General features: G+C 69.1%; 16 protein-coding genes and 1 tRNA gene. 5 read left to right on the top strand and 12 right to left on the bottom strand.

The genetic code is table 11. The features are described 5' to 3' along the window. Nucleotides 1-8: 8 nt before the first annotated feature. Complete coding sequence (locus tag JMF97_RS21775) at nucleotides 9-464, bottom strand: acyl-CoA thioesterase (protein ID WP_203223196.1); 456 nt, start codon at nucleotides 462-464, stop codon at nucleotides 9-11. Next, nucleotides 464-1,099 carry a TetR/AcrR family transcriptional regulator gene (locus JMF97_RS21770; protein ID WP_203223195.1) on the bottom strand — a complete coding sequence of 212 codons (636 nt, stop codon included), beginning with the start codon at nucleotides 1,097-1,099 and terminating at the stop codon, nucleotides 464-466. Before JMF97_RS21770 ends, JMF97_RS21775 begins: the two co-directional genes overlap by 1 nt. Before the next feature lie 47 nt (nucleotides 1,100-1,146). On the opposite strand from JMF97_RS21770, the gene JMF97_RS21765 reads away from it, so the two are divergent. Next, the gene (locus JMF97_RS21765) at nucleotides 1,147-1,302 is read left to right on the top strand and encodes a hypothetical protein (RefSeq protein WP_203223194.1); all 156 of its coding nucleotides are present in this window, start codon (nucleotides 1,147-1,149) and stop codon (nucleotides 1,300-1,302) included. Nucleotides 1,303-1,380: 78 nt separating this feature from the next. On the opposite strand, the gene deoD is transcribed toward JMF97_RS21765, so the two are convergent. Beyond that, on the bottom strand, nucleotides 1,381-2,088 hold the full coding sequence (deoD, locus tag JMF97_RS21760; protein ID WP_013736384.1) for a purine-nucleoside phosphorylase: 708 nt from the start codon (nucleotides 2,086-2,088) through the stop codon (nucleotides 1,381-1,383). Nucleotides 2,089-2,163: 75 nt separating this feature from the next. Between deoD and JMF97_RS21755 the strand changes: the two genes are divergently transcribed. Further along, a tRNA-Ser gene (locus JMF97_RS21755) sits at nucleotides 2,164-2,250 on the top strand. A 130-nt stretch (nucleotides 2,251-2,380) separates the two neighbouring features. Here the strand turns inward: JMF97_RS21755 and JMF97_RS31450 are convergent. Beyond that, entirely contained in the window at nucleotides 2,381-3,259 is an 879-nt protein-coding gene (locus tag JMF97_RS31450) for a DUF4231 domain-containing protein (RefSeq protein WP_238359770.1), read from the bottom strand. Nucleotides 3,260-3,665: 406 nt separating this feature from the next. On the opposite strand from JMF97_RS31450, the gene JMF97_RS21745 reads away from it, so the two are divergent. From JMF97_RS21745 to JMF97_RS21735, 3 genes are read left to right on the top strand one after another with little or no spacing between them, the layout of a single operon-like run. After that, on the top strand, nucleotides 3,666-5,324 hold the full coding sequence (locus tag JMF97_RS21745; RefSeq protein ID WP_203223193.1) for an FG-GAP-like repeat-containing protein: 1,659 nt from the start codon (nucleotides 3,666-3,668) through the stop codon (nucleotides 5,322-5,324). Continuing rightward, entirely contained in the window at nucleotides 5,315-7,015 is a 1,701-nt protein-coding gene (locus JMF97_RS21740; RefSeq protein ID WP_307817039.1) for an FG-GAP-like repeat-containing protein, read from the top strand. The genes JMF97_RS21745 and JMF97_RS21740 overlap by 10 nt, the downstream gene beginning before the upstream one ends. Before the next feature lie 50 nt (nucleotides 7,016-7,065). Then, nucleotides 7,066-8,706, top strand: coding sequence for an FG-GAP and VCBS repeat-containing protein (locus JMF97_RS21735; protein ID WP_238359769.1), 1,641 nt, complete (start codon nucleotides 7,066-7,068; stop codon nucleotides 8,704-8,706). Nucleotides 8,707-8,764: 58 nt separating this feature from the next. On the opposite strand, the gene pruA is transcribed toward JMF97_RS21735, so the two are convergent. The 8 genes from pruA to JMF97_RS21695 are packed head-to-tail and all read right to left on the bottom strand — an operon-like array spanning nucleotide 8,765 to nucleotide 16,945. Then, a complete protein-coding gene (gene pruA / locus JMF97_RS21730; RefSeq protein WP_203223191.1) occupies nucleotides 8,765-10,390 on the bottom strand; it encodes an L-glutamate gamma-semialdehyde dehydrogenase in 1,626 nt (541 codons plus the stop codon). A gap of 19 nt (nucleotides 10,391-10,409) precedes the next feature. Further along, a complete protein-coding gene (locus JMF97_RS21725) occupies nucleotides 10,410-11,339 on the bottom strand; it encodes a proline dehydrogenase family protein (RefSeq protein WP_203223190.1) in 930 nt (309 codons plus the stop codon). A 1-nt stretch (nucleotide 11,340) separates the two neighbouring features. Further along, nucleotides 11,341-12,288 (bottom strand): carbon-nitrogen hydrolase family protein, encoded by a 948-nt coding sequence (locus tag JMF97_RS21720; RefSeq protein ID WP_203223189.1) that lies wholly within the window; start codon nucleotides 12,286-12,288, stop codon nucleotides 11,341-11,343. Between the two features lie 27 nt (nucleotides 12,289-12,315). After that, nucleotides 12,316-13,554: a metal-dependent hydrolase family protein gene (locus tag JMF97_RS21715; protein WP_203223188.1), complete on the bottom strand. Its 1,239-nt coding sequence runs from the start codon at nucleotides 13,552-13,554 to the stop codon at nucleotides 12,316-12,318. A 17-nt stretch (nucleotides 13,555-13,571) separates the two neighbouring features. Next, the gene (locus JMF97_RS21710; protein ID WP_203223187.1) at nucleotides 13,572-14,267 is read right to left on the bottom strand and encodes an ABC transporter ATP-binding protein; all 696 of its coding nucleotides are present in this window, start codon (nucleotides 14,265-14,267) and stop codon (nucleotides 13,572-13,574) included. Continuing rightward, entirely contained in the window at nucleotides 14,254-15,048 is a 795-nt protein-coding gene (locus JMF97_RS21705; RefSeq protein ID WP_203223186.1) for an ABC transporter ATP-binding protein, read from the bottom strand. Before JMF97_RS21705 ends, JMF97_RS21710 begins: the two co-directional genes overlap by 14 nt. Next, entirely contained in the window at nucleotides 15,045-16,073 is a 1,029-nt protein-coding gene (locus JMF97_RS21700; protein WP_203223185.1) for a branched-chain amino acid ABC transporter permease, read from the bottom strand. Before JMF97_RS21700 ends, JMF97_RS21705 begins: the two co-directional genes overlap by 4 nt. Continuing rightward, nucleotides 16,070-16,945 (bottom strand): branched-chain amino acid ABC transporter permease, encoded by an 876-nt coding sequence (locus JMF97_RS21695; protein ID WP_203223184.1) that lies wholly within the window; start codon nucleotides 16,943-16,945, stop codon nucleotides 16,070-16,072. The genes JMF97_RS21700 and JMF97_RS21695 overlap by 4 nt, the downstream gene beginning before the upstream one ends. Nucleotides 16,946-17,010: the final 65 nt, after the last annotated feature.

The raw sequence follows: 17,010 nt of genomic DNA, 5'->3' as shown, positions 1-17,010 counted from the left end.
TGTTCTCGTCAGGCGGGGCGCAGCAGGGCGCCGGCGATGCCTCGGGCCAGGTCTGTCCAGGCCGCCGGGCGCAGGGTCGCCGGGTCGAGCCGGACGACGGCTCGCCGTCCCTCGGCGTGCACCGTCGTGCCGTCGAGCGAGTGGAACCGGAAGCCGTAGACGGCGCTGCTGGTGCCGAGGTGTTCCACCCAGAAGTGCACCCCGACCGGCCCGGTGCCGGTGATCGGGGCACGGTAGCTGATCGCGAACTCGCGAACCGCGTGGAACACGTCGGGGGTGGTGGCCTGCCCGTTGCTGAAGGCGACCCCGTTGGCGGACCAGTACGCGGTAAGCGCCCGCTCCAGCAGCAGCGCGTACCGCGCGTTGTGCAGGATGCCCATGGCGTCGAGGTCGTCGAAGTGCACCATGGCGTGCTCGACGTGGCCGTACTCGACGGCGGTGGGGTCGGCGACGGCGTTGCTCATCAGGTGCCTTCCGGTAGCAGGGTGGGATCGGGGCACAGGCCCCGGAGCCGGTCCAGCACACTCCGGCGGGCGTGCCGGTAGGTGCTCTCCGGGTCGAAGAGTCGGGAGCGCATCGCGGCGGCGATCCCGAACGAGTCGATCTCGTACGCCAGCAGCGCCACATCCACCTCGGCCGGGAGTTCGCCCAGCTCGACCGCCTCGCGGACGAGCCGCTCCAGGAACGCGGTCCAGTCGGCGAGGACCGTGGCGAGGCGATCGTGGACTGCACCGGGCCGGGCGTTGAACTCGAACTCGGCGGTGCCGAAGAAGCACCCCCCAGGCAGCACCCGGGTGGCGTAGAAGTTGATCCGGGCCTCGTGCAGTGCGTGGATGCGGCGTACGCCCTGAGGGGCGCGCAGGGCCGGGGTGATGATCAGCTCCTGCCACTGGGCCACGGCCCGGTCGATGGTGGCGAGCTGAAGCGCCTCCTTGGAACGCCAGTGCGCGAAGATGCCGGACTTGCTCACCCCGAGGGAGTCGGCGAGATGCCCGAGCGACAGCCCGTCGAGGCCGTTCTCGCTGGCCAGGCTGACGGCGGCATCCAGCACTGCGGTGCGGGTGCGCTCACCCCGGGCCAGCCGGCCGTCAACGGTCATACCTGCACCCTACACAACACGACCGACCGGTCGTGCTTATTTGTTCGGTGACCGCCGTCACCCGCTTGTGGCGGCTTCGCCGTTTCGGCGGAATGGCGGTTACGCGGGGCTGCGGATACCGCAATTACGGCGATATGGAGTGGATCAAGCGCTGGGGCCACGGCGGTGCGGTGCTCGACGTGGGCGGCGAGGGCGGATCGTGACCTTGAGCCGCTGACCAGACCGACACGAAGCGTCCCGCCACCGACGAGCGGTGACGGGACGCCGACGGGTGCCGCGAGTCAGGCGACGATGGTGTCCAGGGCGATCTCGACCATCTGGCTGAAGGTCTGCTCCCGCTCCTGGGAAGTGGTCTTCTCACCGGTCTTGATGTGGTCGCTGACGGTCAGCAGGGTCAACGAGCGGGCCTTGAACCGGGCCGCGATCGTGTAGAGCGCCGCCGACTCCATCTCCACCGCCAGCACCCCGTAGTCGGCCAGCCGGTCGTAGAGGTCCGGCCGGTCCGTGTAGAAGGCGTCCGCCGCCAGGATCGGCCCGACCCGCATCGCGATGCCGCGCCGCTCGGCCACCTCCACCGAGGTACGCAGCAGCCCGAAATCGGCCACCGGGGCGTAGTCGATCAGCCCGTCGAAGCGCACCCGGTTCATGTTCGAGTCGGTTGACGACCCGATCGCCGCGATCACGTCCCGCAGCTGAAGATCCTCGGACAGGGCACCGCAGGAGCCGACCCGGATCAGCGACTTCACGCCGTACTCGTTGACCAGCTCGTGTGCGTAGATCGAGGCGGACGGCATGCCCATCCCGGACCCCTGCACCGAGACCTCGACGCCGTTCCAGCGGCCGGTGAAGCCCAGCATCCCCCGGACCGTCGAGTAGCAGTTCGCGCCTTCGAGGTAGGTCTCCGCGATCCACTTGGCCCGCAGGGGGTCACCCGGCATCAGGACCCGCTCGGCGATCTCGCCCGGCTTCGCGCCGATGTGCGTACTCATGCCAGTGATCCTGCCAGGCCGGGCGGCCGGGGACCGGTTCGGCGTCCGAACCGGGAGTCCTGTAGCCTACTCGGCGGTGGCGTGTCCGAGTGGCCTAAGGAGCACGCCTCGAAAGCGTGTGAGGGTTTACGCCCTCCGCGGGTTCAAATCCCGCCGCCACCGCTCGTGAACAGCGAGAACGCCCGGTCGGTCCGAGAGGACCGGCCGGGCGTTCCGCTTGGTGGTCTCGGTTGTGGTCTCAAGGCCCTGATCTGCCGTGTCCGACCCGGGTGCCTTTGGACGATGCCCCCGCTTACTCCTCGCGCTTGACCTCGGCTGGCTGGTCCAGCTGTTGCTGCCGCTTGTTCTGTTCGTCGCGCAGCCTCTCCACAGTGTCAGCGAACAGGGCATACGCCCTCTTTTCGTCGAGCCCGAGGTACTTGCCCACGCGAAGCTCTACCGCCTCGTACTCTCGCTCAATCGCGTCGGCCGTCTGTTGCGAGTTGAAGCTGCGCTCGTGGTACTTGAAATATCCGGTGAATCCTGCCGACAACCCAACAGCAGCGCTGGCAGCTACGGTCAGCCATCTGGCCTGGCTGAATGCCACGGATGCTGTCGCAATCGCGGATGTCGCTACCGATCCGACGATGATGACGCTTTGAAATCGATTATGAATTCGTCGGCTTCGTCCGGCATCTTCGCGGAATTGTGAAATGAGATCCGGGACGTCATCTCTGTAGCGTTTCTGTGCCAGTAAGGCGGGGTCCCCTTCGCCGGTGGTGGCATTGGTGTCTACTTCCGCCTGCGTGCGTCGCCGTACCACGTGGAGCTTCTTGATGAAGATGCGTGTGCTTCGCATGCGCTTGTACTGCCAATACGCCAGTACTGGTGAGGCGAGCAGGGACACGGCCAACGCTACGTACAGCCAAGTCGAGTACCGCCCTGCCTGGCTGTCTTGGAGGAATGTCGCAACCACTGCGGCAGTCGCAAGCAGGATGTTTCCCAGGAAGATCCAAGTTAGTGCAACCTTGCGCCACAATTCCTGGAGGTGGAGCTTCTCTTCCGCGTCCAGGATCAGGCTTCGGAGGTGGTCAGGATGCCAGCTTTTGGAGCTGTTGTTGATTACTTCTTTCCATTTTTCCTCGGCTGCGGAACCCCTAGTTCCCCAAAGCCTCGATATTCCCGACCACATGGCGTTACGTTATGACTACACGTGCCAGTCAACAAGGTGAATGCGAGTCGCCTTGCCGACAGTTGTCCTGTGGTCGGTTACATCCGTTGCCGTATGCGGTCGTCCATGGGTGGACGCTCGGAGCGCTGGTCATGTGCGCTGTCTAGCGGCCGGGACGCATGATCCCAGACCGCAGGTTTGTGCGTCTGCAGCCCTGCCGGTTCAAATCCCGCCGTCGCGGCTCGTGGACAGTGAGAACGCCCGGTCGATCCGCGAGGATCACATCGGGCGTTCTGGTGCCTGTCCGAAAGCTGCTCCTATGGCCAGCTTCGGGCCAGCCAGGCTGTGATCTCTGGCCGGACAGACATGGCTTTTGATCTACGTGTCCCTATGCTGTGAGTGCGACAACAGGGATGCGGGGGTTTCGATGCGGCGCAGGCTTGCCGGGCTGACGGTTCTGACGGTGTTGGCCGGGCTGGCGGTGAGCACTCCCGCCCAGGCCGCCGACGAGTTCCGGACCATCACCCGGGATGGCCTGATCATGCAGTACCACCGGGTGGCGAAGGCGGTCACGCCGGTGAAGGGGACCGGGGCGACTCGCTCCGACTTCGACGGCGACGGGGTCGACGACATCGCGGCCTCGGCCGGCTGGCTCAACCACAGCCTGCCGCACTATCCGACGGGCGTGGTGGTGGTGCGCTACTCGTCCGCGCCGCACGTCGACTATTTCATCGGCACGGGCGTGGACAACATCTCCAGCTTCGGCATCGCCCTGGTGGCCGGTGACTTCAACGGTGACGGCTACGACGACCTGGCGATCGGTGACGCCGACGAGGCCGACACCAAGAAGAACAATGCGCATGGTGGGGGTGTCTGGATCATCCCAGGCAGTCGCACGGGCCTGGTTGTCGACTCGACCAAGCACTTCAACCAGAGTTCCCCTGGGGTACCCGGTGAGTCGGAGAACCGGGACGCCTTCGGTGCCTCGCTGGCGGCCGGTGACATCAACGGCGACGGGCGGGACGACCTGGCGATCGGGGCCTTCAAGGAGGCGATCGGCAGCGTCAAGGAGGCCGGCGCGGTCACCATCCTGTACGGCGGTAGTGGCGGCCTGACCGGCACCGGGGCCCAGCAGTTGCACCAGAACCAGGCGGCGGTGCCGGGTTCGGCGGAGCGCCGCGATCATTTCGGCATGTCGCTGGCCATCGGCAAGGTCAACAACAACAAGTACGCCGATCTGGTCATCGGCGCGCCGCACGAGAATGACGGCAGCGGCGCCAACGGCAGCGGCATGGTGACCCTGATGTGGGGTTCGGCCAGCGGGGTGAAGCTCAGTGGGGCCACCTCGGTCACCGGCGCGGGGGTGTACAAGGCGACCGGCCGCAAGGACACCATCGCCTGGTACCTGGGCATGTCCCTGGCGATCGGTGACGTGAACGGTGACGGGCTGGGCGAGGTGATCGCCGGGGCGCCGAACGCGCAGACCCCGCACGTCGACGGTGGTCTGATCGCGGTCTTCACCGGTCGTACCGGTGGCGCGGGGCTGTCCGGCAAGGCCGTGAAGATCATTACCCAGCGTACGACCGGGGTGCCGGGTTCGCCGGAGAGTGGGGACCGGTTCGGCGCGACCCTGGCGGCCGGTGACGTGACCGGCGATGGTCGGGCGGACGTGCTGGTCGGCGCGTACACCGAGGCGATCGGTACGAAGGACGAGGCGGGCATGATCGTCCTACTCAAGGGTTCCTCGTCCGGGCTGACCGGCACCGGCGCGCAGGGGTTCGACCAGAACCACTCCGTCGTCCCGGGTGGGGCCGAGCGCGGCGACCGGTTCGGCGGCTCGCTGGCGCTGCTGAACCTCAACGGCAAGGGCCCGCTGGACGCCCTCGTGGGGTCGACCCGAGAGGAGGTCGCCGGTGACATCCCCGGCTATCCCTCCGCGACGTTGTCCCGGTTTCACGGCTCATCCAGCGGGATCGTCCCGCAGTCCGGTTCGTGGAGCGGGCGTGCCCTGAACACCGACCGGCTGGAACTGCTGGAGTACGGCCATCGGATCGCCGGGCCGCAGAGCAGCGGCCCGTGGTACTGAGCAGGGAGACGGGGGCGCAGATGCGGCGCAGGCTTGCCGGAGTGTCGGTGTTGGCGGTTGCGGCGAGCCTGATGGTGGGCACTCCCGCGCAGGCGGCCGAGGAGGAGTTCCGGACCATCACCCGGGAGGGCGTGATCCTCCAGTTCCATCGGGTGCCGAAGCCGGTAGCCCCGGTGAAGGGGGCCGGGCCGACCCGTTCCGACTTCGACGGTGACGGAATTGACGACGTCGCGGTCGCCAGCGACTTCACGCAGGACAGACTGGCGCACCGGGCGACCGGGCTCGTGGTGGTGCGCTACTCGTCCGCACCGCATGTCGACTACTTCGCCAGCGTGCTCGTTGCGGAAGGCGGCTGTCGCTGCTTCGGCATAGCGCTGGCCGCCGGCGATTTCAACGGCGATGGTTACGACGACCTGGCCATCGGTGACTCGGTCGAGGTCGACCCAGTGCAGAGGACCCGTGCCGGTGGGGTGTGGGTGATCCCGGGCAGCCGGAGTGGTCTGGTGGTCGACTCGGCGCAGCACTTCAACCAGAGCAGTCCCGGGGTGCCCGGGGCGGCGGAGAACCACGACTGGTTCGGTGCCGCGCTGGCGGCCGGTGACATCAACGGCGACGGTCGGGACGACCTGGCGATCGGGGCGCACGGCGAGTCGATCGGCAAGGTCAAGGAGGCCGGTGCGGTCACCGTGCTGTACGGCGGGGTGGGTGGCCTGCGGACGACCGGTGCCCAGCAGCTGCACCAGAACCTCGCCGCCGTGCCGGGTGCCGCCGAGCGCCCTGACCACTTCGGCTTCACGCTGGCCATCGGCAAAGTGAATGAGAACAAGTACGCCGACCTGGTCATCGGCGCGCCGCACGAGAACGACGGTCAGACCTGGAACGGCAACGGCATGGTGACCCTGATGTGGGGTTCCAAGAACGGGGTGAAGCTCAGCGGCGCCACCTCGGTCACCGGCGCGGGGGTCTACAAGGCGACCGGACGCAAGGACACCATCGCCTTGCAGCTGGGCATGTCGCTGGCGATCGGTGACGTCAACGGTGACGGGCTGGGCGAGGTGATCGCCGGGGCGCCGACCGCGCAGACCCCGCACCTCAACGGCGGTCTGCTGGCGGTCTTCACCGGCCGTTCCGGTGGCGCGGGCCTCTCCGGCAAAGCCGTGAAGATCATTACGCAGCGTACGGCCGGTGTCCCGGGTAGCCCGGAGCAGGGCGACGAGTTCGGCGCGACGATCGCAGTGGGTGACGTGACCGGTGACGGTCGGGCCGACGTGCTGGTGGGTGCCCCTGCTGAGGCGATCGGTAAGAAGACCGGGGCAGGCATGATCGCTCTGCTCAAGGGGTCTGCCGCCGGGTTGACCGGCGCCGGCGCTCAAGGCTTCGACCAGGACCACGCGGTGGTGCCGGGCGGTACGGAGCGCTTTGACCTGTTCGGCGCCTCGGTCGCCATCCTCAATCTCGACGGCAAGGGGCCGCTGGATGCTCTAGTGGCGTCGACAGGTGAGAACGTAGCCGGTGATCAAGACTTGTATCCTTCCGGGACGTTGTCGCGGTTCCACGGCGCCCCGGGCGGCCTCGTGCCGCAGGCGGGCTCCTGGAGCGCCGCGTCGCTGCGCACCGATCGACTCTGGCCGTACTGGTACGGCTCAAGGATCGCCGGCCCGCAGAGCGGCGGACAACGGCACATCTACTGATCACCTAAAAGCGGGGGTTCTTGATGCGGCGAAGTGTCGCAGGACTGTCCATGTTGGCGGTTGCCACCGGTCTGGCGGTGAGTGTGCCCGCTCCGGCGGCGGCGAACGACTACCGGACGGTCACCCGGGACGGGATCGTCCTTCAGCACTACCGGGTGGCGAAGGCGACCACCCCCGTCAAGGGGACCGGGCCTACCCGGTCCGACTTCGACGGTGACGGCGTCGACGACATCGCCGCCTCCGCCGATCCCTCCGAGCACCGCTTCCCGCAGACCCCGATGGGTCTGGTGGTGGTGCGGTACTCCTCGGCACCGTACGTCGACTACTTCGCTACCGCGGTCACGCCGGCCGGCGGTTGTGGCTGTTTCGGGGAGATCCTCGCCGCCGGGGACTTCAACGGTGACGGCTACGACGACCTGGCCGCCTCCGACTACGGTGAGTACGATCTGAGCGCGAAGGCGAACGCCGGCGGGGTCTGGGTGATCCCGGGCAGCGTCACCGGCCTGCGGCTCGACGGGGCGAAGCACTTCACCCAGAGCACGCCGGGAGTGCCGGGCGCCTCGGAGGAGGGCGACTGGTTCGGTTCGGCGCTGGCGGCCGGTGACATCAACGGCGACGGCCGGGACGACCTGGCGGTCGGGGCGTACGGCGAGGCGATCGGCAAGGTCACCTACGCCGGGGCGGTGGCCGTCCTGTACGGCGGGGCCAACGGGCTGACCGGCACCGGTGCGCAGCAGTTGCACCAGAACCAGGCCGCCGTTCCGGGTTCCGCCGAGCGCAACGACCACTTCGGCTGGACCCTGGCCATCGGCAGGGTCAACAACAACAAGTACGCCGACCTGGTCATCGGCGCACCGGGCGAGAACGAGGACAGCTCGCCTACCGGCAGCGGGATGCTCACGCTGATGTGGGGCTCGGCGAACGGGGTGAAGCTCAGCGGGGCCACCTCGGTCACCGGGGCGGCACTGCGCAAGGCGACCGGTCGTGACGACAGCTACGTGCGGAGCCTCGGCATGGCCCTGGCCATCGGTGACGTCAACGGCGACAAACTGGGCGAGGTGATCGCCGGGGCGCCGTACACGCAGTCCCCGAAGGGCAACGAGGGCATGGTCGCGGTCTTCACCGGTCGTACCGGTGGCGCCGGTCTGTCCAGCGGCGCGGTGAAGATGTTCAGCCAGCGTACGCCCGGGGTGCCCGGCTCACCGGAGGTCGGTGACCTGTTCGGTGCGACCCTGGCGGTGGGTGACGTGACCGGCGACGGCCGGGACGACGTGCTGGTGGGCGCGCCCGGTGAGGCGATCGGTACGAAGAAGCGGGCGGGCACGGTTGCTCTGCTCAAGGGGTCCGCCTCCGGGCTGACCGGCACCGGCGCCCAGGGCTTCGACCAGGACCACCCGGTCGTACCGGGTGGGGCCGAGAGCAACGACCAGTTCGGCGGTGCGGTGGCCATCCTCAACCTCGACGGCATGGGCCCCCTCGACGCGATCGTGACCTCGCCCAGGGAGATGGTCGGCGCGGACTCGGAGCCGCCCGCATCCGGGTCGGTAGCCCTGTTCCACGGTGGTTCCGGTGGATTGGTTCCGCAGTCCGCCTCGTGGAGTGGTGCGAGCATGCGCACCGACTTCGTCTGGCCCAAGTGGTACGGACGTCGCCTGGCCACCGCCCAGTCCGGCGGCCTGATGTACCACTGATCTGCGCCGATCACCCCCGCCACCGCCTGCGCAGCAGGGATGGCGGGGGCGACGGCGTTCAGGCCATGTGCGGGTAACGGTGGTCCGTCGCCGGCACGAAGGTCTCCTTGATGGTGCGGGCACTGGTCCAGCGCAGCAGGTTCTGGGCGGAACCGGCCTTGTCGTTGGTGCCGCTGGCCCGCCCGCCACCGAAGGGCTGCTGGCCGACCACCGCCCCGGTCGGCTTGTCGTTGACGTAGAAGTTCCCGGCCGCGAAGCGCAGCACCTGCGCGGCGTGCGCGATGGCCGCGCGGTCCTGCGCGATGATCGAGCCGGTCAGCGCGTACGCGGAGACGGACTCCAACTGGGCCAGCGTCGCCTCGTACGCCTCGTCCTCGTAGACGTGCACCGCGAGGATCGGCCCGAAGTACTCGGTCGTGAAGACCTCGTCGGTCGGGTCGGTGCACTCGATGATCGTGGGCCGGACGAACCAGCCTTCGCTGTCGTCGTACCCACCACCGGCGAGGATGTTGCAGCTGGCGGTGGCGCGGGCCCGTTCGATCGCGACGGCGTGCCGGGCGAAGGCCCGTCCGTCGATGACCGCCCCCATGAAGTGGGACAGGTCGGTGACGTCGCCCATGGTCAGCGACTCCACCTCGGCGATCAGGTCCTCCCGCAGCTGGGGCCAGAGCGACCGGGGCACGTACGCCCGGGAGGCGGCCGAGCACTTCTGCCCCTGGAACTCGAACGCCCCCCGGATCATGGCGGTACGCAGCACGTCGACGTCGGCCGACGGGTGGGCGACGATGAAGTCCTTGCCGCCGGTCTCGCCGACGATCCGTGGATAGCTGCGGTAGCTGCCGATCCGCTCGCCGACCGTGCGCCACAGGTGCTGGAAGGTCGAGGTGGAGCCGGTGAAGTGGATGCCGGCCAGATCCGGGTCGGCCAGCGCCACATCGGAGACGGCCAGACCGTCACCGGTCACCATGTTGATCACCCCGGGCGGCAGGCCGGCCGCCTCCAGCAGGCGCATCGTCCACCACGCGGCCAACTGCTGCGTCGGCGACGGCTTCCACACCACCGTGTTGCCCATCAGGGCGGGCGCGGTGGGCAGGTTCCCGGCGATGGCGGTGAAGTTGAAGGGCGTGATCGCGTAGACGAAGCCCTCCAACGGCCGGTGGTCGACGCGGTTCCACACGCCGGGCGAGGACTGCGGCTGCTCGGCGCGGATCTGCCGGGCGAAGTGCACGTTGAAGCGCCAGAAGTCGATCAGCTCGCAGGCCGAGTCGATCTCCGCCTGGAACGCCGTCTTCGACTGGCCCAGCATGGTGGCCGCGTTCAGCGTCTGCCGCCACGGCCCGGCGAGCAGGTCGGCGGCCTTGAGGAAGACCGCCGCCCGCTCGTCGAAGGAGAGCGCCCGCCAGTCACCGGCGGCCCGCTTCGCCGCGTCGACCGCCGCCCGGGCGTCGTCGTGGGTGGCGTTGCCGAGGGTGCCGAGGACATGGCGGTGGCGGTGCGGTTGGACGATGTCGATCCGGTCGCCGCCGCCCATCCGGCGTCGACCATCGATCGTCATGTCCAGTTCGAACCGCTGGCCGGCGAGCTCGCCCAGCTTCGCGGCCAGCCCGATGCGTTCCGGGCTGCCCGGCGCGTACGAGAGGTTCGGCTCGTTGACCGGTGCAGGGGTGGTGGTGACGGCGTCCATCAGACTGCGTTGCTCCTGGTCAGTTGCGGCTGGTGAGAGCCCGGAAGAAGAACATGAGGTTGGCCGGACGCTCGGCGAGACGCCGCATCAGGTAGCCGTACCACTCCTCGCCGAACGGCACGTACACCCGGACCTGGTGGCCTGCTTCGGCGAGTCGCCGCTGCTCGGTGGGGCGGATGCCGTACAGCATCTGGAACTCGTACCCGGTGACGCCGCCGGGGCGGCCGGCGGCCAGCCGGGTGCCGGCCACGATGAGCTCCGGGTCGTGCGTGGCCAGCATCGGGTAGCCAGGACCGGCCATCAGGATCTCGGCGCACCGCAGGTACGCCTGGGTCACCTCGGCACGAGCCTGGTAGGCCACGCTCGCCGGCTCCCGGTAGGCGCCCTTGCACAGCCGGACCCGCGAACCGGCGGTCGCCAGGTCACGGCAGTCGCCCTCGCTGCGCCGCAGGTACGCCTGGATGACCGCGCCGGTCTCCGGGAAGTCCCGACGCAACTGGGCGACGATGCCCAGCGTCGAGTCGGTGGTGGTGTGATCCTCCATGTCCACGGTGACCGTGGTGCCCGCCCGCGCGGCGGCCGCGCAGATGCGGGACGCGTTGTCCAACGCCACGGCCTCACCCTCGCGGGGCAGGGCCTGACCGAGCGCGGACAACTTGATCGAGACCTCCGCCATGCCGGTCAGTCCGGCGTCGGCGAGCCCGTCGAGCAGTGCGACGTACTGCCCGGTGACGTGCTCGGCGTGGGCCCGGTCGGTGGTGTCCTCACCCAGGTAGTCGAGGGTGGCGAGACAACCTGCGTCGTTCAGCCCTTCCGACGCGCGTACGGCGGAGGGCACGTTCTCGCCGGCGACGAACCGGTCCACGACGGCACGGGTGAGCGGGGTGGCCTCGATCGCCCGCCGGGCGCGGCGGCTGGCCGCGGTCTTCAGGATGACCTGACGCAGCATGTCAGCCGGCCTTCTGGTCGAGCGGACCGCGCGGGGTGGGCGCGGGACGGTCGGTCGGCGCGTACGGGGCGGGGTCGACGATCGGGCCGTACAGGTCGGGTCGCCGGTCCTGGAGCAGGTTCAGCCCGAAGAAGCCCTCGGTGCGGCTGGCCAGCGTGGTGGCGTCCAGGTCGGCGGTGTGCGTGACCAGGCCCTCCTCGTCGGTCAGCATCGCGACGACCTTGCCGTACGGGTCGACGATCTGGCTGTGACCCCAGTAGTCGAGCCCGGCGGTGTAGACGCCCTTCTCGCAGTGGTTGGCGACGACCAGCCACGACTGGTTGAAGAAGGCGTTGGCCTGGGCGGCGAGGTCCATGGCGAAGCCGTGGTAGTCGTCGGCCGGGTCGTGGCCCTTCATCGGCCACGCCGTGGAGTTCAGCACCAGCGTCGCGCCCTTGAGCGCGAAGACCCGCATCAGCTCCGGGAAGGCCAGGTCGTAGCAGATCAGGCTGGCGACGCGGGCGAACGGCAGGTCGAACACCGGTGCGGACTGGCCGGCGTTGAAGTACGGGAACTCGAAGGTGTTGTGGGTCTTGCGGTACACGCCCACCACACCGTCGGGGCCGATCAACGCGGTCGCGTTGAGGATCACGTTGCCGTGCGCGGCCCGCTCGGCGAGCCCGAGCTGGACGTACATGCCGTACTCGGCGGCCTTGGCCCGGATGGCCTCGGTGGCCGGGCCGGGCACCGGCTCGGACTCGCGGAAGTAGTACTGCTTCTGCGCGGCGGTGCCCTTGTCACCGAGGCCGAAGGCGAAGTCGGCGTAGCCCTGCAGGCCGACCTCCGGCAGCACCAGCACGTCGACGCCCTTGGTGGCGGCCTCGTCGATCATCTCCAGGAACTTCGCCAGGTTGCGTGCCTTGTCGTGCTCGATACGCACGTTCGCGGCGGCGAGGGTCACGGGTGCCATGGTTTTCCTCCTCGTCAGGGGGTCGGATCAGGAGAGCTCGTACTTGACCAGGTCGCCGCCCTTGATGACGACGGGTACGGCGGTGGGGCTGGCGAAGACCGCGATGTCCTCCCAGGGGCGTCCGTCCACGACGATCAGGTCGGCGAGCTTGCCGGCCTCGACCGTGCCGAGCCGGTCGGCCAGGCCGAACAGTTCGGCGTTGACGCGGGTCGTGGCGATCAGCACCGCAGCGGCCGGCATGATCTCCGCCTTGAGGGACAGCTCCCGGTGCTTGTGCTCGAACATCGGACCGAGCAGGTCGGAGCCGCTGGCGATGCGGACGCCGGCACGGTAGGCGTACTCCAGCGAACGCAGGCCCTGCTCGTGGGCCATCCGGATCTTCTCCAACGGCTCCGGGGCGACCCCGTGCTCGGCACCCTGGCGGTGCAGCAGCTCGTAGGTGGAGAGGGTGGGCACCAGGTAGGTGCCGACCTCGGCGAGCAGCGCGGCGGTCTCCTCGTCCATCAGGTTGCCGTGCTCGATCGAGCGGACGCCGGCCTCGACGCAGTTGCGGATCGCGGCGGAGGAGTAGGCGTGCGCCAGCACGTACTTGCCGGCGGCCTCGGCGGTCTGCACCGCCATCCGCAGCTCCTCCGGGCTGTACTGGATGGTGTCCAGCTCGTCGGCGGGGGACATCGCGCCGCCGCTGGCCATGACCTTGATCTGGTCGGCGCCGGTACGGATGTTCTCCCGTACACCCTTGCGGATCTCCTCCGGGCCGTCCGCGACGATCGCGTTCATGCCCACCTGGGAGCAGCACTCGACGGTGTTGCCGCGCTCGGTGGGACGCCGCCAGTCGGCGTGCCCCCCGGTCATCGACAGCGGCGCGTTCGACACCAGCAGCCGGGGACCGAGGATGTCACCCTGTTCAACGGCCTGCCGGAAACCCGCGTCGCAGCCACCGGCGTCCCGCACGGTGGTGTAGCCCTGCATCAGGGTGCGGTTCAGGATCCGCCCCATCTTCAGCGCCGCGTGGCTGGTCTGGTAGTTCCGGTGCTGTTCGAGGATGTTGACGTCGATCGCGCCGATGTGCACGTGCGCGTCCATGAGGCCGGGCATCACGGTCCGGCCGCCGCAGTCGATCACGCGGTCGGCGCTGGCCGGCACCGCACCGCCGGCCGCGACGTCGACAATCAGCTCGCCGTCCACCACGACGGTGGCACCCTCCACGGGCTCCGCGCCGGTGGCGTCGAAGACAGTGGCGTTCGTCAGTGCGATGGTGCTCACGTGAGTCCTTTCGATTGTCAGTGATGGACGCCGAACGCGTCGGCGACGAGTTGGTCGACCTGGGCGGAGTCGGTGGTGTCGATGACCCGGTCGACGGTGCCGACGCGGAGCAGGACGAGTTCGTCGGCGACGCTCGCGGCCCGCGCGACGCTCTGCTCGACGAGCAGCACCCCCATGCCGCGCGAGCACAACTCGGCGATGTAGCGGTAGATCTCGTCGATGACGACCGGTGCCAGGCCCAGACCCGGCTCGTCGAGCAGCAGGTACTTCGGGTCGCGCAGCAGCGCCCGACCCAGCGCCACCATCTGCTGCTGCCCGCCGGAGAGCAGCGACACCTTCTGGTGGGTACGACCCTGCAACGCCGGGAACAGGTCAAGCACCTCGTCGATGCGGGCCCGCTGCGCGCGGTTCGCGCCGACCGTCAGGTTCTCCAGGACGGACAGCTGGGACAGCAGGCCACGCCCCTCGTGGACGACCGAGATGTGGTGGTCGTTGACCCGCCGGTGCGTCGGCTTCGCCGAGATGTCGACGTCGTCGACGCGTACCGATCCCTCGGTGCGGACCGCGCCGAGGATGGCCCGCAGTGTGGTGGTCTTGCCGGCACCGTTCGTGCCGACCAGGGCGACGGTCTTGCCCGGCGGTACGCGCAGGTTCACCCCGAACAGGGCCTGGGTCGAGCCGTACCAGCCCTTGACCGACTCAAGCGTCAGCACTTGCGGCCCTCCCGAAGTACGCGAGCTGCACCTGCCGGTCACCGAACACCTCGGCCGGGGTGCCGTCGCGCAGGAAGGCACCGGAGTCGAGGGCGATGACGTACGAGCAGAGGCTCTTGACCAGGTCCACGTCGTGCTCGACGACGACCATGGTCGACGGATGGTTCTCATGGACCCGGGTGAGTACGGCGGCCAGCTCCTGCCGTCCCTCCTGGTCGAGGCCGGCGGCCGGCTCGTCCAGCAGGATCACCGACGGTGCGGAGACCAGGACCCGGGCCACCTCCACCAGGCGGCGGCTGGCGAACGGCAGTTCGTCCACCCGGCGGTGCGCCTGCCGGGCCAGGCCCAGCAGGTCGAGCACCTCGGTCGCCGCCGCCATGTCCCGGTTGCGGGCGCGCCACTGCGACGGCAACGCGAGGAACTGGGCGAGCGCGTTCGGCTGCGGCAGTCGTTCGGTCCCGACCAGCACGTTCGTCAGCACCGACTCGCGTTCCATCAGCCGTACCGTCTGGAAGCCGCGTACCACGCCGGCGAGGGCGCGGCGGCGGGTGCCGAGCGCGGTGATGTTGCGGTGGCCGATGTGCACGGAGCCCTCGGCGATCGGGGTGAAACCGCTGATCGCGTTGAGCAGTGTGGTCTTGCCCGCGCCGTTGGGGCCGATCAGGCCGCTGATCCCGCCCGCCGGCAGGCTGACGGTGACGTCACGCAGTGCCTGGAAGGCGCCGTACCGGACGGTCAACCCTTCGGTCCGTACGTGCGGCGCGTCGGTGGTCGTGCTCATTTGGATTCCTCCTCGTCCCCACGTACGCCTCTGATCCGACGCCACACGTTGCGTCCGAGCCCGACGATGCCGTCGGGCACCACCAGCGCCACGATCGCCAGCAGGGCGCCACCCACGATCGGGTAGAGGTTCGGCTGGCCGGCCAGGGTGAACACCTCGGGCATCAGCACCACGTACGAGGCGCCCAGCCAGGCCCCCAGCACGGTGCCCGCGCCGCCGATCACCACGGCGACGAAGAGGTACACCGAGGCGAACAGGTCGAAGTCGGGCGGTGCGATGAATCCGGTGATGCCGGCGTAGAGCCAGCCGGCGACGCCCGCGTACACAGCGCTGATCAGGAACGCGGTGATCTTCGTACGGGCCACCGCCACGCCGACCGACTCTGCGGCGAGTTCGCTGTCGCGTATGGCGAGCATCCGGCGGCCGAGCTGAGTCCGGCCGAGGTGCACGGCGAACGCGGTGGCGATGGCCGCGGGGACCAGCGCGATCAGGTACGCGTGCAGCGGTTCGCTGGAGTCCAGCCGCCCGAACAGGAACGGGTCGACCGAGGCCCCCTGGGTGCCACCGGTGAGGTCGGTGGTGTTCCGGATGGCCCAGGCCAGCAGCTCACCGAAGGCGAGCGTCACCAGCGCCAGCCGCATGCCGGACAACCGCAGCGTGGGTACGGAGACGACAAGCGCGGCGACCAACGCCACGCCGATGACCGCGGCGAGCTGCATGACGGGTCCGTAGCCGTGGTTCGCCATGACGTAGGTGGTGTAGGCGCCCACGCCCATGAAGGAGGCGTGCGCCAACGACATCTGCCCGGTCCGCCCGTACAGGATGTCCAGGCCCAGGGTGGCCACCGCGAACGCGAGGACCTGCGCCGCCATGAACACCCAGTAGTCGTCGAAGAGCAGCGGCGGAACCGCGGCGATCACAGCGAAGACGGCCACCCGGGTCAGCAGGCGGGGTACGCCCCGACCTTTGCCCACCGTCGGGTTCTTCCCGTCGCGGCGGGGCCGCGTCATGGTGGTGCCGGTCATGCTCGCACCTCGTTCCGCTCGTTGACGAACCGCTTCGGCACCAGCGCCAGGACGACGATGATCAGGAGGAAGACCGCCGGCGTGCCGGCGCTCGCGCCGAGCAGGTAGACCGCCAGCGACTCGTAGACCCCGAGCGCCACGGCGACCACCAGTGGCAGCCAGAACCGGTCGAGGCCGCCGATCATCCCGGCGATGAACGCCTTGATCAGGAACGGCGTCATGTAGAACGCGTCGACCGACAGCCGGCTGGCGACCAGGATGGCGACGACCGCCGCGATCAGACCGGCCACCGCCCAGGTGGCGGTCCGCAGCGCGCGGACGTTCACGCCGGCCGCCTGCGCGATGCCGGCGTCCTCGGCGCTCGCCCGCAGCGACGTGCCCAGGCTGGTCCGGTTGAGCAGCAGGTACGCCGCTAGAACGGTCACCACGGTCAGGCCGATGACGATGCCGTCACTCATGCTGACCACCACCCCGGCGACCTCGGTGCGGGTGTCCGCGCCGAGCGAGACGAAGGTGTGCGCGTTGGCGTCGATCAGCTGCTGCATGACGGCCGTGATGAGCAGGAAGATGCCGAGGGTGACGACCAGGTCCAGGCCCGGCCGACCCGCCGGGATCCGGCGAATGGCGGCGAAGTCGATCGCGCTGTTCACGATCACGGCGATCAGCACACCGATCACCAGCGCCACCGGCACGGGCAGGCCCTGCTCGGAGTAGAAGAACCATGCGCTGAAGGCGGCGATCATGCCGACCTGCCCGTACGCGAAGTTCATGCTCTTGCTGACCTGGAAGACGATCAGCACGCCCAGCAGGAAGAGTGCGTAGAGGCTGCCGGTGGTGACACCACCGAGAATGATCTGACCGAGGTCACCCACGTGGACTCCTGGTCTCGTACTGGTCCGGGGGTGGGTCGGACTGCGCCGGACCCACCCCCGGAGAG

The organism is Micromonospora fiedleri, from assembly GCF_016774385.1.
Lineage (GTDB): Bacteria > Actinomycetota > Actinomycetes > Mycobacteriales > Micromonosporaceae > Micromonospora > Micromonospora gifhornensis.
The sequence above is the reverse complement of the archived record's forward strand: the minus strand, read 5'-3'. Positions and strand labels throughout refer to the sequence as shown.